Below are 15928 nucleotides of genomic sequence, written 5' to 3' on the forward strand. Positions count from 1 at the left end.
GGGCAGGGAAAGCCGGTTGGCCGCCGCGGCGGACCGGGGTCCACCGCCCCCCGGACGACACCCGCTGCCCATACGGAAGTTGATAGAGTGTGAGACGTGACGCGGCAGGTCAAGCGGGCGTTCAAGTACCGCTTTTATCCCACCGGCGTGCAGGCGGCTGAGTTGTCGCGCACGTTCGGCTGTGTCCGCCTCGTCTACAACAAGGCCTTGGAGGAGCGCACCCGGGCCTGGTACGGCGAGCAGCGCCGCATCTCCTACGTGCAGTCCTCGGCCGCGCTGACGCAGTGGAAGAAGACCGAGGAACTGGCCTTCCTGGCGGAGGTGTCCTCGGTTCCGTTGCAGCAGGCGCTGCGCCATTTGCAGACGGCGTTCGGGAACTTCTTCGCCCAGCGTGCGAAGTACCCGCGCTACAAGTCCCGTAAGAAGTCCCGCGCGTCGGCCGAGTACACGCGTAGCGCCTTCACCTGGCGCGACGGGCGCCTGACGCTGGCGAAGATGGCCGGCCCTTTGGACATCCGCTGGTCGCGCCCGCTGCCCGAGGGGACGGAGCCGAGCACGGTGACGGTGTCCCGTGACGCGGCGGGTCGCTGGTTCGTGTCCCTGCTGTGCGAGGACACCATCGCCCCGGCCCCCGCCACCACGGCGGCCGTCGGCCTGGACGCCGGGATCACCTCCCTGGTGACCCTGTCCACCGGGGAAAAGGTCGCCAACCCGAGGCATGAGAGGCGGGATCGAACACGGCTGGCCCGTGCGCAGCGGGAGTTGTCGCGCAAGGCGAAGGGCTCGGCGAACCGGGAGAAGGCCCGCCGCAAGGTCGCCCGCGTGCATGCGCGGATCGCCGACCGGCGCCGCGACGTCCTGCACAAGCTATCGACTCGACTCGTCCGCGAGAACCAAACGGTCGTGATCGAGGACCTGAGCGTGCGCAACCTGCTGAAGAACGGCACGCTCGCACGCGCCATCTCGGACGCGGCCTGGACGGACCTGCGTTCCATGCTGGAGTACAAGTGCGCCTGGTACGGGCGCGAGCTCGTCGTGATCGACCGATGGTTCCCCAGCAGCAAGCTGTGCGGGAACTGCGGCACGGTCGCGGCGAAGATGCCGCTGAACGTCCGCGAATGGACGTGCGCCTGCGGCGTCGTGCATGACCGTGACGTGAACGCGGCACGTAACATCCTGGCCGCCGGGCTGGCGGCATCTGCCTGTGGAGACGGTGTAAGACCTCAACGGGAGTCCTCCCGGACGGGGCAGTCGTCGGTGAAACAGGAACCCCAGCGGGCGACCGCTGGAATCCCCCGCCTTTAGGCGGGGGAGGAAGTCAATTGGCCGCGATTGCTCGTGGGCGCTGGACGGGCTTTCGGCGGTGCCTCGTCTATCGGGTGTTGTCGGGGCTGCCTGCCAGAGAGCCGCCTATCCAGAAGGGCAGTGCCTTTTGATCTTTGCTCAGGGACCGGCGTATGGCGTTGACCAACTGCACCTGCGCCTGGGCGGGTGCCCTGCTGGCCTGGGCGAACTCTTCCTGGCTCAACGGATCACGCGCCGGGTCGCGTGCCGGGTCACGCGCCACCTGGTCCAGGAAGACGCCGATGGCCTTGCCGAAGCTGTCGATCTCCGTCGCGACGGCCGCGGGAGCGACCAGGCTGGCACGGGTCAGGGCCGCGCTCCACTCGCTCCAGTCGTAGTCCCATCCCTGCCGATCGGCATGGGCGCGACTGATGACCATCGTGAACTTCGTAGTGGCTGATCAGTTCCTGATAGGCGAGCAACTGCTTGTCCCGCAGCCACTGACGGTCCTGAGCCCGGTGCGTGACGATGCCCCCGACCAGAACCCCGACCGTGGCGGCCAGCGCCCCAGCGGCTGTGGTGACCAGTGTGTCCAGCAGCGCCACCCCAGGCCCCGCATTCCCCGTCGCTTGAACAAAAGCGGATCGAACCTACTGGCAACCAACCGCTGATGACAATCCTCAACTACGGTCACAGGAGCCAGATCGGCGGGTCCGCGAGCAGGATCATCTCCGCAACAGGTTGACTTCGGTACGGAGCCCAGGGGGCACACACCCCGAGGGTCACCTCGGTGGAGGTCACGTCATCCTTCGGAGGCGTGGTCACCAGGGTCGGCCTGGAAGCCGGCGATCAGGGTGTCGATGAGGAAGTGGAAACTCCGCGTGACGTCGCGGGCCATTTTGAAGCCGTCGGCGCCTTCAAGGGTGACGAACCCGTGAAGTGCTGATCGCATTGCCCGTGCGGAGTCGACTACGCGGGCGTCGGGCAGGCCGAAACCGGCGAGGACGTCGAGCAGAACCTGCAATGCCGCTTCGCTGACGCGGCGGTCCTCCTCGTCATCGGGCGCTGGGGCGGGGAGGGTGGCGGCGTAGCGGCCGGGATGCTCCAGGGCCCAGCGGCGGTAGCTGTCGGCGAACGCCCGGACCGCGTCCGGGCCGGAACGGCCGACGGACTCCCGGGCCAGTTGATGGGCGAATTCGCGCTTGGCCTGGACGGAGATGCCGTGCCGCAGTTCGTGCAGGGAGCCGACGTGCTTGTACAGGGACGGCGGCCGTACGCCGAGCCTGTCGGCCAGCAGCCCCATGGTCAGGCCCGCCAGACCGACCTCGTCGGCGAGCTCCGCTCCTGCCGCGACGACGGAGCTCGTATCGAGGCCCGCTCTAGGCACGGGCGTGTGCTTCCAGGAAGGCCAGCAGCAGGGACACCGTCTCCTCGGGGTATTGGTCGTGCGGGTAGTGGCCGGCTCCCTCGATCACCGCGAGCTCACCGACACCGGCCGGCATCGCGGCCACGATCGCCTCGCCCTCGGCGCGCGGATCGACCCAGTCGGGGTCGAGCGAGCCCTGCACGATCAGGGCAGGGCACCGTACGTTGCCCAACTGGGCGCCGGCGTCGGTCGGCGCCGACTGCCCCATCTTCTGCAGCGCCCGCATCCGGCCGGGCTCACCCAGCATCGCCTCGATGCGGGCCAGCCGGTCGGTCCAGTCGGCTGGCTTGCGGCCCGGGTAGGCGTGGTCGAGGTAGCGGGACCACAGTCCCACGCTGCCGAACAGGCTGGCGCCGAGCAGCCGGAAGGCACCCTTGCGGTAGCTCTTCGAGCGGAAGTCGCCGAGCCTGATCGACTGCGCGCGCGTGAAGGGGGCCAGCTCGATGATGCCCCGGACCAGGCCGGAATCCTGGGCGGCCGCGATGGTGGCGGCGCCGCCGGAGATCGAGTGGCCGACCAGGACGGCCGGGCCGCTGTCGATGTGGCGGATCACCGCGAGCAGATCGCCCGCGATGTCGGTGCGCGAGTAGGAAGGCCATTGCCCGCTCGACTCACCACAGCCCCGCAGGTCGACCGCGGCCACCCGGTACCCCGCCGCCACCAGGCGCGGCAGGACGAACCTGTACGCGGCGCGGCTGTCCCCCATGCCGTGGGCCAGGACGATCAGCGGCCCTTCTCCGGCGACCTCGTAGGCGATGGTGCCGTCCGGGACGGAGACAAACTCAGCCATGACATCTCCTGCTCGTTCAAATGCAACAACGGTTAGCTAATCTGATTAGCTAGAAGCTAACGCCAATAGCCAAGGGGGTCAACCCAGGTCGGGTATCAGGTGAGGGGGAGGGCGAGGGGGAGGACATGGCCGAGCCGGTGACACTTCAGGAGCCGGTGGAACCCTCGACGAGGTGCGGGTGATGGGGGCGATCAGGGTGTCGCACTGGCGGGAAGGTCTCACGACGGACGTCCTGCCGATGTGCACCAGGACATCGTGAAGGTGATCGCGGACGCGTGAGGGTCGATGCAGGCTCATCAGATCGCGACCCGGATCGGGCTGCCCTCGGTGACCGCGAAGATGGAGGGGGCGCGGGGGAACTGAAGCGGTTGGTAGCGCGGGGCTGGCTGATCAAGGACCAACCCGGACGGTTCGCGCCGGCTCACCCGGCGCCGGACGGGGAATCGGTGAACTCGCGGGACGACAAAGGCTCTTCTCTTTGACTTCGGAGGTACCACACCAAGCCGAAGCCGCAGATGGAAGAGTCGGCGTGACGGTTCGGCAGGTCACCATCGCGCGGACCGCACGGCGGGCAAGGACCAGACCAACGTCCACCCGGCAGGCGCGGAACTCTCACTGCCCGCCCACCTGCACTCCCACGGCCCGCGTCGACTCGCCGTCCTCGAAGCCGTCGTACCGGCGCTCTGACTCGGTCCGCGTCCGCGGCCAGCCGCCGAAGCGGCCCCGCGCCTGGTCCCGGCCTCGTACCGCCGACAGTACGAGGCCGGGGACTCTCGGCCGGCGTGCGGACGCAGCCGGATCATGGCGGAACCATCGTGGCTGGCGGCAGGTTGCATCACCGTTGCAGGAGCGGGCGCCGGGGCTACCGGCCCATCCGTCCCGTCACCGTCGCGTGCACCACGTGCGCGGCGGCGACGTCGAGGGCCGCGTGTCCGGTGGACTTGAAGACCGTCAGGGCCTCGGGGGAGTGCCGTCCGGGGGCTTCGCCGGCCAGGACTGAGCCGAGGAGGGTGATTCGGCGTTCGGTCGGCAGGTCCTGCAACTCGTGGGCGCCGGACGGCGGCGGGGTCGTGGCGGCGCCGGGCCATTCGGTGAAGAGGTCGGCGTCGTGGACGGTTTCGGCGTCGAGTTCGGGGCCGTGGGAGCCGCCGACGGAACTCACGTGGGTGCCCGGAGCGAGCCAGGCGCGGCGTATGACCGGGCGGGTGGCGCCCGTGCAGCAGTACACCGTCGCGGCCTGGCGCACGGCGCCTTCGATGTTCGGCGCCGCCTGACCCTCGGGATGCAGTGCGGCGGTCGCGCGGGCCGCCTCGGGGTCGCGGCCCGCGACGGTGACGGGTACGCCGGGCCGCACCACGGCCAGCAGGGAGACCTGCGCGCGGGCCTGGGCGCCGGTGCCGACCACCACGACAGGGCCGGGAGCGGCGAGGGCCAGGGCGCTGTGCGTGGCGGAAGCGGCGGTGCGCCAGGCCGTGATCGGCTCGGCGTCCAGGACCGCCAGCGGGCTGCCGTCCTCGGGGGCGAACAGCACGACCACCCCCCGGTGGCTGCTGCGGCCGGGCCGGTCGGGGTCGCGGAACACCGACACGAGTTTTGCCGCGAGGCCGAGGCCGGGGACGTATCCGGGCATGGCGCCGAGCAGCCCGTTCGGGGCGAAGGCGGCGGTCCGTGCCGGGGCGGACACCCGGTCCTGGGCCACGGCGACGAGGGCGTCGGAGACGGCACTCATGAGCCGGTGCGGGTCGAGGGCGGCGAGGGTGGCGGCCCGGTCGAGGACGAGGACGTCGTTCACGCCCCGACCTCCTGGTGTGACCCGGAGAGCAGGCCTGCCAGCGTGTCGACCGCGGCGGCGAGCTCGGAGCGGAGCCGTCCGAGGCGGTCGTCGTCGATTTCCGCCGACGGTCCGACGACGGTGAGCGCGCACACGGGCACTCCCTCGGCGGGTACGACAGCCCGACTGAGCGAGGCGACGAACTGGTCGTTGCGCCCGTCCTCGGCCGCGAAGCCGTCGGCCTCGGCGCGTGCGAGGTCGGCGAGCAGCCCCGCGTCGCCGTCGAGCGGATGGCCGGCGTCCACGGCGGGTTCGAGGTAGGGGGCGCGGGCCTCCGGTGGCAGGGCGGCCACCAGGGCGAGTGGTCCGGCGAAGCGGTGCACGGGCAGGGTCTCGTCGAGCAGGGTGCTGATCATCGCCAGCCGGTCGGGCCGTACGACGTCCACCACCCGGGAGCCGGTGCGCTCCAGCACCTGGAGGTTGACCATCAGACCGGTGTGCCCGGACAGGTCCTCCAGCACCGGACGGGCCAGCGTGGTCAGCGAGTTGTGTGCCGCGCGGGCCGACAGGAGCAGTACGGCCGTACCGGGCAGATAGCGGTCGTCCGCGCGCAGCACCCAGCCGCGGCGCACTAGGTCCACCAGGATCCGGTAGGCGGTGGCGCGGTGCAGTCCGACCGTCTCGGCGAGATCGGTCAGCCGCGGCGGCCGGGGGGCGCGGGCGACCGCCTCGACGAGGTCCAGCGCTTTGTCCACGGCCGTGCGCTGCGCTTGCGGCATCGAAACCCTTCCGGAACGTCGGGCGAGAACGGCCCGGTGCGGCGTGTGCACCGCCCGGATCCGGAGGTAGGGTACCGGTTGTTTCGTTCAGCGAGAGCGATGTTACATACACCGTAACAAGAGAGGGGTGTTCATGACGAGAGACAGTGCCGGGGCGGCCACGCCGTACGCGCCGCCGGAGCGGGGCACGGGTCCGACGGTGGTCTACCGGGGCGCCACCCTCTTCGACGGGACGGGCAGCCCGCCCCGCGCCGGGATGTCGATCGTGGTGGACGGCCCCCTGATCCGCGCGGTCGTGGCCGACGCGGAGGCCGACGCACTCGCCGAGGGCGCCGAAGTCGTCGACCTCACCGGGCACTTCGTCACCCCGGGGCTCTTCGACGCCCATCAGCACCTCGCCACCCCGCCCGACCGCCCGGCCGCCGAGGCGGTGCTGGAACGGCTGGTGCACAGCGGTGTCACCGGCATCCGCGACATGGCCGACGACCTCCGTCAGATCGGCGACCTCGCCCGCGCCACCCGCGTCGGGGAGATCGCCGGTCCCGACATCCACTACGCGGCGCTCATGGCGGGCCCCGGCTTCTTCGACGACCCCCGCACCCACCAGGTCAGCCAGGGCGCGGTGCCCGGTGAGGTCCCCTGGATGCAGGCCGTCACGGACACGACCGACCTGACGCTCGCGGTGGCCGTCGCCCGCGGGACATACGCGTCCGCGATCAAGGTGTACGCCGACCTCGACGCGGGGCTCGTCGCGGCGATCACCGCGGAGGCACACCGGCAAGGGATCGCGGTCTGGGCGCACGCCGCCGTCTTCCCCGCCACGCCGGGCGAGGTCGTGGAGGCGGACGTGGACGCCGTCTCGCACGTGACCCTCCTCGCCCACGAGGCGGCGACCGAGCCGCTGACCTCGTACCGGGACAAGCCGCCCGTCGACCACGCAGCCCTGGTCACCGGGGAGGACGAGCGACTGGAGAAGCTCTTCGCCCGGATGCGGGAGCAGGGCGTCGTCCTGGACGCGACCGCCGGACTGTACGCCTCCCGCGAGTTCGCCGGCGACGACCCCGAGACCGCCGAACGGGCCGCCCGCAACAACGAGTTGGCGATCGCCCTGACGGCACAGGCGCACCGGGCCGGCGTCGAGATCGCCACCGGCACCGACTACGAGACCCCGCCCGAGGAGCCCTTCCCCGCCCTCTACGAAGAACTCGCCTTCCTGGTACGGCAATGCGGCATCCCCGAGCACGACGTCCTCAGGTCCGCCACCCTGATCGGTGCCCGCAGCGCCGGAGTGGGGGACCTGACCGGCAGCGTTGAACCGGGCAAGCTCGCCGACCTCGCGGTCTTCGCGCGCGACCCGCTGGCCGACATCGACCACCTGCGCACCATCACCCTGACCGTCAAGCGTGGCCGGCGCTTCCCACGCTCCGCCCACACCCCCGACCGCCCCCGGGAGAGCCGATGACCGGCACACCGATGATCATCAACGCACTGGGTCAGCTCGACAACCCCAACGACCCGCGGTCGCAGGCGGCGGCGAGCGAACTCAACGCCACCAGCGAACAGTTCACCGTCGACGCCCGCACGCTCACCGAGGCCCGGGCCTCCGGCCTGACCGCCGTCAACATCACACTCGGCTACGTCATGGGCGACCTCCCGCCCTACGAGCACACCCTGCACGAGATCGGCGTCTGGGACGGCATCCTCGCCCGCCACCCCGACGACCTGCTCAAGGTCACCTCCGTCGCCGATGTCGAGACCGCGGCACGAGAGGGCCGCGTCGGCGTGATCTACGGCTTCCAGAACGCCGAGGCCGTCGGCGACGACGCCGGCCGCATCGCCGTCTTCGCCGAACGCGGCGTGCGCGTGGTGCAGTTGACGTACAACCAGGCCAACCACCTCGGCGGCGGCTCGATGGCCCCCGCCGACACCGCACTGACCGACTTCGGGCGAGAGGTGATCGACGCCCTCAACGACCGGCACCTCATGGTCGACCTCTCACACAGCGGCGAACGCACCTGCCTGGAAGCCGCGCGCCACTCCCGCGTCCCCATCTCGATCAACCACACCGGATGCCGGGCACTGACCGACCTGCCACGCAACAAGACCGACGAGGAACTGCGACTGGTCGCCTCCCGGGGCGGGTTCGTCGGCATCTACTTCATGCCGTTCCTGAGCCCCACCGGCCACGCCCGCGCCGCCGACGTCGTCGAGCACATCGTCCACGCCGTCAACGTCTGCGGGGAGGACCACGTCGGCATCGGCACCGACGGACCGGTCACCGCCATCGACGACCTCGACGCCTACCGGGCCCACCTGGCCGAGCACGTCGCCCGGCGCCGGCAAGCCGGGGTCTCCTCCGCCGGGGAGCGCGCGGACACCTACCCCTTCGTGGTCGACCTGCGGGGCGAGGACCAGTTCCGGGAACTGATCCGCCTGCTGGAGCGGCGCGGATTCTCCACCGAGCGCATCGAGAAGATCATGGGCCGGAACTTCGTCGACTACGCGCGACGCGTCTGGGCGGAGTGACCGGCCGAGTCGGGGGCGCCGATGCGGTGTGACGCAGGTACCCGTCTCCACTGGCCCAGTTCGATGCGCATGCTGTCTGCCGGCGGTGGGGTCGAGTGCTCCTGGCGCACAGGGTGTCGATCTCGGCGTTGTCCTCCTCGCAGTGATGAACTCGTAGCCCAGGTCGGCCAAGACGTGGTGCCAGACTCCGACGGCCGTCTCCCCTTGGGACAGACCACCATCCGCACCGTCGCCGTCGAACACCGCCGGACCTCGTACGCCCTGGCCCCTCCCGACGTCGCCGCACTGGTCCGCCTCGAGTTCATAGGTGACGCCGGGTCCCAGCTTTTGGGGCCGTTCCGGTGGGCAGCTCGGGTCACTCGGGTCTGTGTCCCGAGGCGGAGTTGATAGCCGCATGTACCGCTTCCAGTAGCGCGGCCAGGCCGTGCGCTTGCTCCCACTCCGCGGCCGTGTACCTCCAGATGTGGCTTCCGCCCGGGAGTTCCGGCCGGCCATGTGCGATCTCCACTACCCGCTTCCCCTTCCGGTCCGGACCGGTCACGCGTAGGTGCAGGTGCCGTATGTGGAAACGGACAGGGTGACCGCCGAAGATCTCCAGTATCCGCCCGTCAAACGAGTAGAACTCTCTGCCGACCGTGGTCGTGATCTCGTCGTCCATGCGGGAACCCTATGCATGGTGATCAGTCGGTGCGAGGACTCTTTCACGGGCCAGTCCACTGTCGGAGAACTCGTCCAGCCAGAACGGCAGGGGGTCGGCGTCACGGTTGTTGAGCACGGCGGCGAACCGGCGGACCAGGTCGTGGGCGTCGTGGACCGCAAGACTGTACACAGGTATGCACACGCGCCTACCGTCCGGCAGGTCACAAGCCGGCTCGCCGCCACCTCGCCGATCCCGGACACACACGCGGCTCACCTTGATCTTTAATCTCTGGTCGTTCGTGAGGTCGGCGGGCGTGCGGGGATATTTGTTCGCGGTGCCTTGCGACGGCGGATTAGCGTCTGGCGCGTGGACATCTCAGATCCCAAGGACGTGGTCCGGCGTGGCTACGATGCGGTTTCCCTGCGTTATGACGAGGTGTACGGCGCTGAGACGAAGTATCAGTCGTTGCTCGGTGACCTGTGCCGCCGCGTCCCGGCCGGCGGGACGGTGCTGGACGTGGGCTGCGGAAGCGGGGAGCCGGTCGCACGTACTCTGGCCGCCGCCGGCTACCGGATCACCGGAATCGACATCAGTGAGGTACAGGTCCGCCGCGCCCGCGAGCGGGTTCCCCACGCAGATTTCATCCCTGATGCCACGGCTGCGTGCTTCGATGACGCTTCCTTCGACGCCGTTGTCTGCCTCTTCGCCCTGATCCATATTCCGCAGGCCGAGCAACCGCCCCTGCTGCGCAAGATCTGCGGATGGCTGCGCCCGGGAGGCTGCTTCGTGGCCACCACGGGACACAGCGAGTGGACCGCGACCGAGGAAGACTGGCTCGGGGGCGGTGCTCCGATGTGGTGGAGTCATGCGGATGCTGCCACCAACCGTCAGTGGATCGAGCAGGCAGGTCTCACGGTTGAGCGGGAGGAGTTCGTCCCTGAAGGTGCCGGCGGGCATGCCCTGTTCTGGGCGAGCCGTCCCTGAATGATCAAGGAATGAATATGAGTGGTTCTGACGTACCCATGATCGCTAACCTCACCGGCTATGAAGCAGCGGCAGCAGAAGAAGCTCTCCCACCGCCTTTTCGGGGCAATCCTGTCGGGTGACGCCGAGAGCGTGAAGGCACTGCTGCGCAGTGGAGCAAGTCCGGAGAGAAGGAACACTGACGGCACCACTCCTCTGTACCTGGCTTCGGTGCAGGGGGAGGCCGAGGTGGCCCGCTTGCTCATGCAGGCCGGGGCTTGCCCTGACACTGAAAGCAGCGGCCCCGGCTCGGAGGGCACACCGCTGTGCGCGGCTGCGTGCTGGGGACACACCGCAACGGTGCGGGAACTGCTGGCGCATGGCGCCGATCCCACCCTCCGCGAAGACCACGGCACAGGCTGGTCCCCGCTGGACTGGGCGGACCATGGCCCCCACCCCGACACTGCCGAAGTCCTCAGAGCGGCAGGAGCGCGTCCGCCTGGCTGAAGCGTGTGGAATCCGGTCCGAGAGCCGGGGCCTCTCCGTCTGGCAGCGGACGCCGACTGATTGCACTCACTGCTCTTCGAGTTGGAGGGTCAGCCGGGCGGCGGCGGTGACGGTGGAGTCGAATTCCGGGCAGGCGACCACGGCGTGTGTCAGGACAGCCACTGGCCTGGGTCGATCCAGGGGCGCCGACGGAGGCCCATCTCCAGTCCACGACGCGCACCGCCGGCGACTTCGAACTCTGGACACTCAAGGCCACGAGCTGCCCGCCACGAGGGAAGCAGGCGGGCGGCTTCGTCACGTACAGTCCCACGTTCTGCGGCTACACCAGCGAGGCCGACAAATGGACGGATGCCGCACTGGGGACACCGGGCTGTCCGCTTCACCAGAGCACCCTCGGTGGCCTGTCGTCCGCGGAACACTGCCTGCTTCGAGTGGTGGAGGGCGGGCCTTTCACAGGGCAGCCGTGCCCCGGGGCGCCGTGCCGTGTGTATGCGGGAAGCGTTCTACCGCTCCCGGTGCGGGAGAGGTACTGGTGTCGGTCGGGGCTTCCAGCGTGAACGGCCACGACGTGCTGGTCCGCGCCGGGGAGTTGAAGATCGTGTCGGGACGCTGGTTCCCGATCGGTGTGGGGCTGTACTTCGCGGGTGTCGTCGCCGCGACCGGCGCCGATGTCGAGGACTACCAGGTCGGGGAGCGGGTTGGGGCACGGGGCATCCCCGGCAGCGGCACAGCACCGGTGCGGCGGCCGAGTACGTGGTGCTCCCTGCGGACCGCATCGCGCCCGCCCCGGCGGGCATCTCGCCGGTTGACGCGGCCTCCCTGGTCGTCGCGGGCGCGACGGCACTGATCGCGCTGCGGGACATCGTGCACGTCGGGAGCGGGGAGCGGGTCCTGGTCCGGGGCGCGGCGGGCGGAGTCGGCACAGCCGCCGTGCAACTGGCACACGCGCTGGGCTGCCACGTCACCGCGCTGGCCCGCGACCGTCACGCCCAGGCGCTCGCCGACCTCGGTGCCGACGAGGTCCTCGACTACGGCTCCACCACCTCGGACCAGATCGGACCCTTCGACGTCGTCGTCGACACGGTCGGCTCTGAACTGAACTGCTACCGAAGCCGGTTGGCCAGGGGCGGCCGGATGGTCACCATCGGGCCGTGATCGCGGCGTCGAGCGTGTACGGTGCCCGCCGCATCCGAACTTTCAGCGCCAACCCCGACACCGCCGTGCTGCGTGATCTGGCGGATCACGTCACTTCGGGAGCACTGCGCCCGGTGGCCGACAGCGTGTACCCGCTCGCAGCCATCGCCGCGGCGCATCAGTCGTTCGAGCGAGGCGGCGCCGTGGGCAAGCATGTGGTCGCCGTGTCCGCGTAGCTCCTCATGGATCGGGCTCAGAGACCGGTTACCTTGCCGCTCGCCGAGAGTTCGTAGACGAGGGTGACGGTGCGGCGCCCGTTCGGCGGCAGGGCTACGTCCCAGCGGGCGATGCCCTCGGCGTCGACCGTGTCGGGGGCGGGGGAGCAGGCCTCCTTGCGCAGCCTCACGTCCACCGCGGAGACCTCGGAGACCGGGATGCGTTCCCGCAGCGCCACCACCTGCTCGCCTTGTTCCCCGGGGGCGGAGAAACGGGACAGGTGCAGGCGCACCGTGCGAGTGACGGTGGTGCGCTGGGTCATGGTTGTGGTGTCGCGGTACTCCTCCGTGTCGCGGAGCACTCGATAGTCGTCGTGGCTGCCGAAAGCGAGCTCGAGGGGCGCGCCGGGTGCGGTGAAGTCGAGCGTTGCGCGGCCGCCGAACCCGCCGACGCCGACGAGGTCCACCGGGCCTGCCAGGAGCGCGTGACCGGTCGGGTTGTGGCAGCGCACCACGTGGGTGACGAGGGGGGACAGCTCCGGGGAGCAGGTGTATTCGCTGCTGACGGTCGTGGTGGTCGTGGAGAGCGGCACCCGGTGGGCGTGGCCATCCGCGGGGACGGAGACGGGGGCGGGGGAGCGCAGGACCCGCGTGCTGCCGCCGTCGTCCACTCCGGGCAGGCCGAGCACCGGCGCCGGGCCCAGCTCCGCGATCTCCTCGTTGCGCAGTTCGACGGCGACGGTGCGGCGTTCCTCGGGGGAGCGGTCCGTGAGCGTCAGGCGGTCTTCGTCGAGACGGGGTGGTTCTGTGGACAGTGCCGTGCGGGCCGTCGACAGGGTCAGGCGTACGTCGGACCAGTCCTCGCCGGTGCGCTGCCAGACCATCGCGTCGCTTTCCAGGGTGAGTGAGTCCCCGTCGAGTACGGCCCGGTAGGCGGGGCGCCACAGCGCACACGCGGTGAGGTGGGTCAGCCGCAGTCGGGCCGGTCCGGCGACGGCGGCTTCCACGGTCAGTTCGACGTGACCGACCAGTTCGGTGGGACGCTGTTCGGAGAGCTCGACGGCGCGTTCGGCCTCTCGGAGTTCGGTGGTGAGGGCCTTGAGCCGGGCCTCGGTAGCCCGTAGATGTTCGGCGTGTGCGTCGCGCTCCTCGTCGACCCGGTCCAGTTCGGCGTTCCAGCGTGCGGTGTCGGTCTCTCCGTGTCCGGTGCCTTCGCCGATCTCCCGCAGCAGGTCTGTGGCGAGGCGGCCGAGGAGGTCGAGGCGGGCGCGCAGTCGGTCACGTCGCCGTTCCAGCGCGGTCTGTTCTTCTGTGATGTCGTGGACGCGCAGGCGTAGAGCCGAGTCGTCGGCGCCGGGCAACGGTTCTCGCGGCGTCCACGTGCGGACGATCCTGGCGTCGAGGACGGTTGCCCGGTGGTCGCCGGTCAGCTCGGCGTGGAGGGTGCGGTCGACCGCCAGGGCGCTGATCGGCCCGAGGCGCAGTCGTTGGACGCCGGCCCGCAGGTCGAGCGTGGTGGATCGCTCGATCTGGGAGCGGTCTTCCAGACAGGTCACGGCGGTGACGGGAAGGGGGATCGGCTCGAGGTCCGTGGACATGATCTGTCAGCTCCTGCGGTTGCCGCCGACCAGGGCCTTTGCGGCCGGGATGCGGATCTCGTAGCCGCCGTGGCGGGCGGCGGTGGCTCCGGCGGGCAGGTCTACGCGCCACACGCGGGTGCCCGGGCCGAGGTGATCGGGCCCCTCGTTGTCCAGGGGAACCGTCCAGTCGGCCCGTTCCTCGATCCGTACGTCGGCTTCGGAGGTGACCGGTACTTGTTCGCGGACCTCGACCGTGACGGCTCTGGTGAGACGGTTGGCCAGCTCCACGTGGACGCCGTGGTCGAGCACGCTGATGTTGTTGCGCAGCCCTGCCGTCGACTCCTGCAGGCTCGTGCGCCGGGTGACCTGGATGCCTTCCGCCGGTCCGAGCCCCATCCGGCGGACGCCGCCGGGGGCGAGGGTGGGCAGGGCGGCGGTCAGTACGAAGTCGTCGTCGACGCCGACCTCCACGGGGCCGGCGAGCAGGGCCTGGTCGGTCGCGTTGGACAGCACCAGGGTCTGGTACACCCGCTGCTCCACCGACGGCACACAGACGTACTCGGTGCGCAGACCGACCGGGATCTCGGTCACGGTGACGGTGTGCCAGGTGTCGTCCGAGGGAATGTCGGCGCGGGCGACGGCGTCGTAGCGGTGGTCGAAGGATCCCGCTGATGCACGGGGCCGCACGGCGTGGCCGGGCAGTGGCAGCGCGGCCACCGCTTCGGCCCGTCGGCGGTGTTCGACCGCCACCGGGTCGAAGCCTGCGGCGGGGAACAGCCTGCCCCTGCGGGCGGCGGGCTCGTCGGGACCGTTGAGGATGAGCGCGGCGTAGTCGAGTTCGTCGCCGCTGGGTTGCGGAGGACCGGCGGCCGGCGCGGGTGGGAGGGAACCCGGCGGTGCTGCCCGTCGTGCGGCCGGAGCACCTGCGGGTGCGCCGCCGCGCGGTGGCCCGCTGGGTCGGGGCCGTTCCGCTGGTGCGAAGGCGGGCATCGCGTCGGCTTGTCCGAAGACGGGCATCGCTTCCATGCCGCCAGGGGCAGCCGGCGCGGGTGGCGGGCCGCCGTAGGCCGCTGCGGCCGGGGGCAGGGGGACGGGAGGAGGTGGGACGGGGGCGCCGGTGGCGGGCGGGGGAGCGGACCCGACGGATACCGGTAGGGCGGTCGAAGTCTGGCGTGTACCCGCCGCGTCGTAGGGGGTGAAGAGGTCGGCGAGTCCGGCCGGAGGTTCACGCCACCCGGCCGGTTCGGGGGCGGGCTGACGGCGCCCGATCCGCAGCGAGCGCAGCCGCGGCACCTCTGTGCGGCGCTTGAGATCGGCGGTGGCCAGGCCGATGCGCACCCCGGTCCAGTCCTCGCCGGTGCGCTGGGCCACGGAGGCGCGCAGTACGAGGGCGCCGCTGCCGTCACCCTGACGGTAGGAAAGCCGGTAGGCCGGTACCCACACGGCGCCCGGGACCGCGTACTCGATCTCCAGCTGTACCTCGCCGGTTCCGTCGAGGCTCAGGGCCGCGCAGACCGTGGTCTGCAGCTGTCCTGACGGTGTGTCGGTGGAGGCCCGGTTCCAACGGTCCTCGGCTACGGCGAGATCGTGCTCGAGGCGGAGCAGCTCCTCTTCCTGCGCGGCGAGACGGTCGTGGAGGCCCGTCAGCCGCTCGTCGACGAAGTCCGCGAGCGTCAGCCAAGCTTCGGCAGGGGTGCGGCGGTGCGGGTTCTCACGCTTTCGGGCCGGGGGGACGGGGTGGAGATCGGTCATCTCCTTGATCCGCTGGAGGAGTCGGTCGCGCCGTCCTCGGGCCGCGGCGCACGCGTCCTGTGCCCGTTCCATGGTCTGCCGCAAGCCGTCGGAGGGCCCCGGACCGGACGGCTCGGCGCTCACCTCCACGCGCACCTCGGTGACCTGTGCACCGGAGTCGCCCACGACGCGGGCGCGCACCGAACCGGCGTCCAGGGAGCGGGGCAGCCCCGTCACCAGCACCCGGCCGCCGGACGGCACTGTGCCCCGCGCCAGACGGCTGCACAGCGCACCTTGCGCGTAGACCACGACCTTGTCGAGGGCCGACGCCCATCGCGGTGCCTCTTCGGACTTCATGCGCTCTACCCCCGTCGTGTCCGTGCCGGGCGAAGCCTACTGACTTCCTCGGGGTGTTGTCGGGGGTGGGGACGGGTGGTCCCTGCGGTAGGCCGGTGGTTTGCGGTACGCGCAGGGTGGCGGGCTGCCCGCCGAGAGGCGGCTGCTTCGTGAGCGGATCGAGTAAATGGCAGGTGGTCAGTTCGGCCGTCATTACCTGGACCGGCGCGGCTCCCAGGCCTTCGC

Annotated in this window: 14 protein-coding genes and 1 pseudogene; 6 read left to right on the plus strand and 9 right to left on the minus strand. The window is 70.6% G+C overall.

What is annotated here, in order from left to right; genetic code table 11:
* Nucleotides 1–96 precede the first annotated feature (96 nt).
* On the plus strand, nucleotides 97–1305 hold the full coding sequence (locus tag OG381_RS44790) for an RNA-guided endonuclease InsQ/TnpB family protein (RefSeq protein ID WP_327721744.1): 1209 nt from the start codon (nucleotides 97–99) through the stop codon (nucleotides 1303–1305).
* Between the two features lie 67 nt (nucleotides 1306–1372).
* Here the strand turns inward: OG381_RS44790 and OG381_RS44795 are convergent, their stop codons facing one another.
* From OG381_RS44795 to OG381_RS44815, 5 genes are all read right to left on the minus strand, one after another.
* Nucleotides 1373–1723 carry a hypothetical protein gene (locus tag OG381_RS44795; protein WP_327721745.1) on the minus strand — a complete coding sequence of 117 codons (351 nt, stop codon included), beginning with the start codon at nucleotides 1721–1723 and terminating at the stop codon, nucleotides 1373–1375.
* A gap of 363 nt (nucleotides 1724–2086) precedes the next feature.
* Nucleotides 2087–2671, minus strand: a complete 585-nt coding sequence (locus OG381_RS44800) for a TetR/AcrR family transcriptional regulator (protein ID WP_327721746.1) — start codon at nucleotides 2669–2671, stop codon at nucleotides 2087–2089.
* Entirely contained in the window at nucleotides 2664–3500 is an 837-nt protein-coding gene (locus tag OG381_RS44805) for an alpha/beta fold hydrolase (RefSeq protein ID WP_327721747.1), read from the minus strand. Before OG381_RS44805 ends, OG381_RS44800 begins: the two co-directional genes overlap by 8 nt.
* An 862-nt stretch (nucleotides 3501–4362) precedes the next feature.
* Nucleotides 4363–5292, minus strand: coding sequence for an ornithine cyclodeaminase family protein (locus tag OG381_RS44810; RefSeq protein WP_327721748.1), 930 nt, complete (start codon nucleotides 5290–5292; stop codon nucleotides 4363–4365).
* Nucleotides 5289–6050 (minus strand): IclR family transcriptional regulator, encoded by a 762-nt coding sequence (locus OG381_RS44815; protein ID WP_327721749.1) that lies wholly within the window; start codon nucleotides 6048–6050, stop codon nucleotides 5289–5291. Before OG381_RS44815 ends, OG381_RS44810 begins: the two co-directional genes overlap by 4 nt.
* 133 nt (nucleotides 6051–6183) lie before the next feature.
* On the opposite strand from OG381_RS44815, the gene OG381_RS44820 reads away from it, so the two are divergent.
* Together OG381_RS44820 and OG381_RS44825 are read left to right on the plus strand one after the other, a co-directional pair.
* Nucleotides 6184–7512 (plus strand): amidohydrolase family protein, encoded by a 1329-nt coding sequence (locus tag OG381_RS44820; RefSeq protein WP_327721750.1) that lies wholly within the window; start codon nucleotides 6184–6186, stop codon nucleotides 7510–7512.
* Nucleotides 7509–8576, plus strand: a complete 1068-nt coding sequence (locus tag OG381_RS44825; protein WP_327721751.1) for a dipeptidase — start codon at nucleotides 7509–7511, stop codon at nucleotides 8574–8576. Before OG381_RS44820 ends, OG381_RS44825 begins: the two co-directional genes overlap by 4 nt.
* Before the next feature lie 355 nt (nucleotides 8577–8931).
* On the opposite strand, the gene OG381_RS44830 is transcribed toward OG381_RS44825, so the two are convergent.
* Nucleotides 8932–9234, minus strand: a complete 303-nt coding sequence (locus OG381_RS44830) for a hypothetical protein (RefSeq protein WP_327721752.1) — start codon at nucleotides 9232–9234, stop codon at nucleotides 8932–8934.
* A gap of 9 nt (nucleotides 9235–9243) precedes the next feature.
* Nucleotides 9244–9417 (minus strand): hypothetical protein, encoded by a 174-nt coding sequence (locus OG381_RS44835; protein WP_327721753.1) that lies wholly within the window; start codon nucleotides 9415–9417, stop codon nucleotides 9244–9246.
* Between the two features lie 165 nt (nucleotides 9418–9582).
* Here OG381_RS44835 and OG381_RS44840 point away from each other — a divergent pair, with 165 nt between their 5' ends.
* The 3 genes and pseudogenes from OG381_RS44840 to OG381_RS49740 all read left to right on the plus strand — a co-directional run bounded on the left by OG381_RS44840 (nucleotide 9583) and on the right by OG381_RS49740 (nucleotide 12056).
* On the plus strand, nucleotides 9583–10200 hold the full coding sequence (locus tag OG381_RS44840; protein ID WP_327721754.1) for a class I SAM-dependent methyltransferase: 618 nt from the start codon (nucleotides 9583–9585) through the stop codon (nucleotides 10198–10200).
* Nucleotides 10201–10260: 60 nt separating this feature from the next.
* Nucleotides 10261–10686: an ankyrin repeat domain-containing protein gene (locus tag OG381_RS44845; RefSeq protein ID WP_327721755.1), complete on the plus strand. Its 426-nt coding sequence runs from the start codon at nucleotides 10261–10263 to the stop codon at nucleotides 10684–10686.
* Between the two features lie 463 nt (nucleotides 10687–11149).
* Nucleotides 11150–12056, plus strand: a pseudogene (locus OG381_RS49740) (NAD(P)-dependent alcohol dehydrogenase).
* Nucleotides 12057–12073: 17 nt separating this feature from the next.
* Here the strand turns inward: OG381_RS49740 and OG381_RS44865 are convergent.
* Together OG381_RS44865 and OG381_RS44870 are read right to left on the minus strand one after the other, a co-directional pair.
* A complete protein-coding gene (locus OG381_RS44865) occupies nucleotides 12074–13633 on the minus strand; it encodes a mucoidy inhibitor MuiA family protein (protein ID WP_327721759.1) in 1560 nt (519 codons plus the stop codon).
* A 6-nt stretch (nucleotides 13634–13639) separates the two neighbouring features.
* Nucleotides 13640–15703, minus strand: coding sequence for a DUF4139 domain-containing protein (locus OG381_RS44870; RefSeq protein ID WP_327721760.1), 2064 nt, complete (start codon nucleotides 15701–15703; stop codon nucleotides 13640–13642).
* Nucleotides 15704–15928 lie beyond the last annotated feature (225 nt).

The organism is Streptomyces sp. NBC_00490, assembly GCF_036013645.1.
GTDB classification, from domain to species: Bacteria; Actinomycetota; Actinomycetes; order Streptomycetales; family Streptomycetaceae; genus Streptomyces; species Streptomyces canus_F.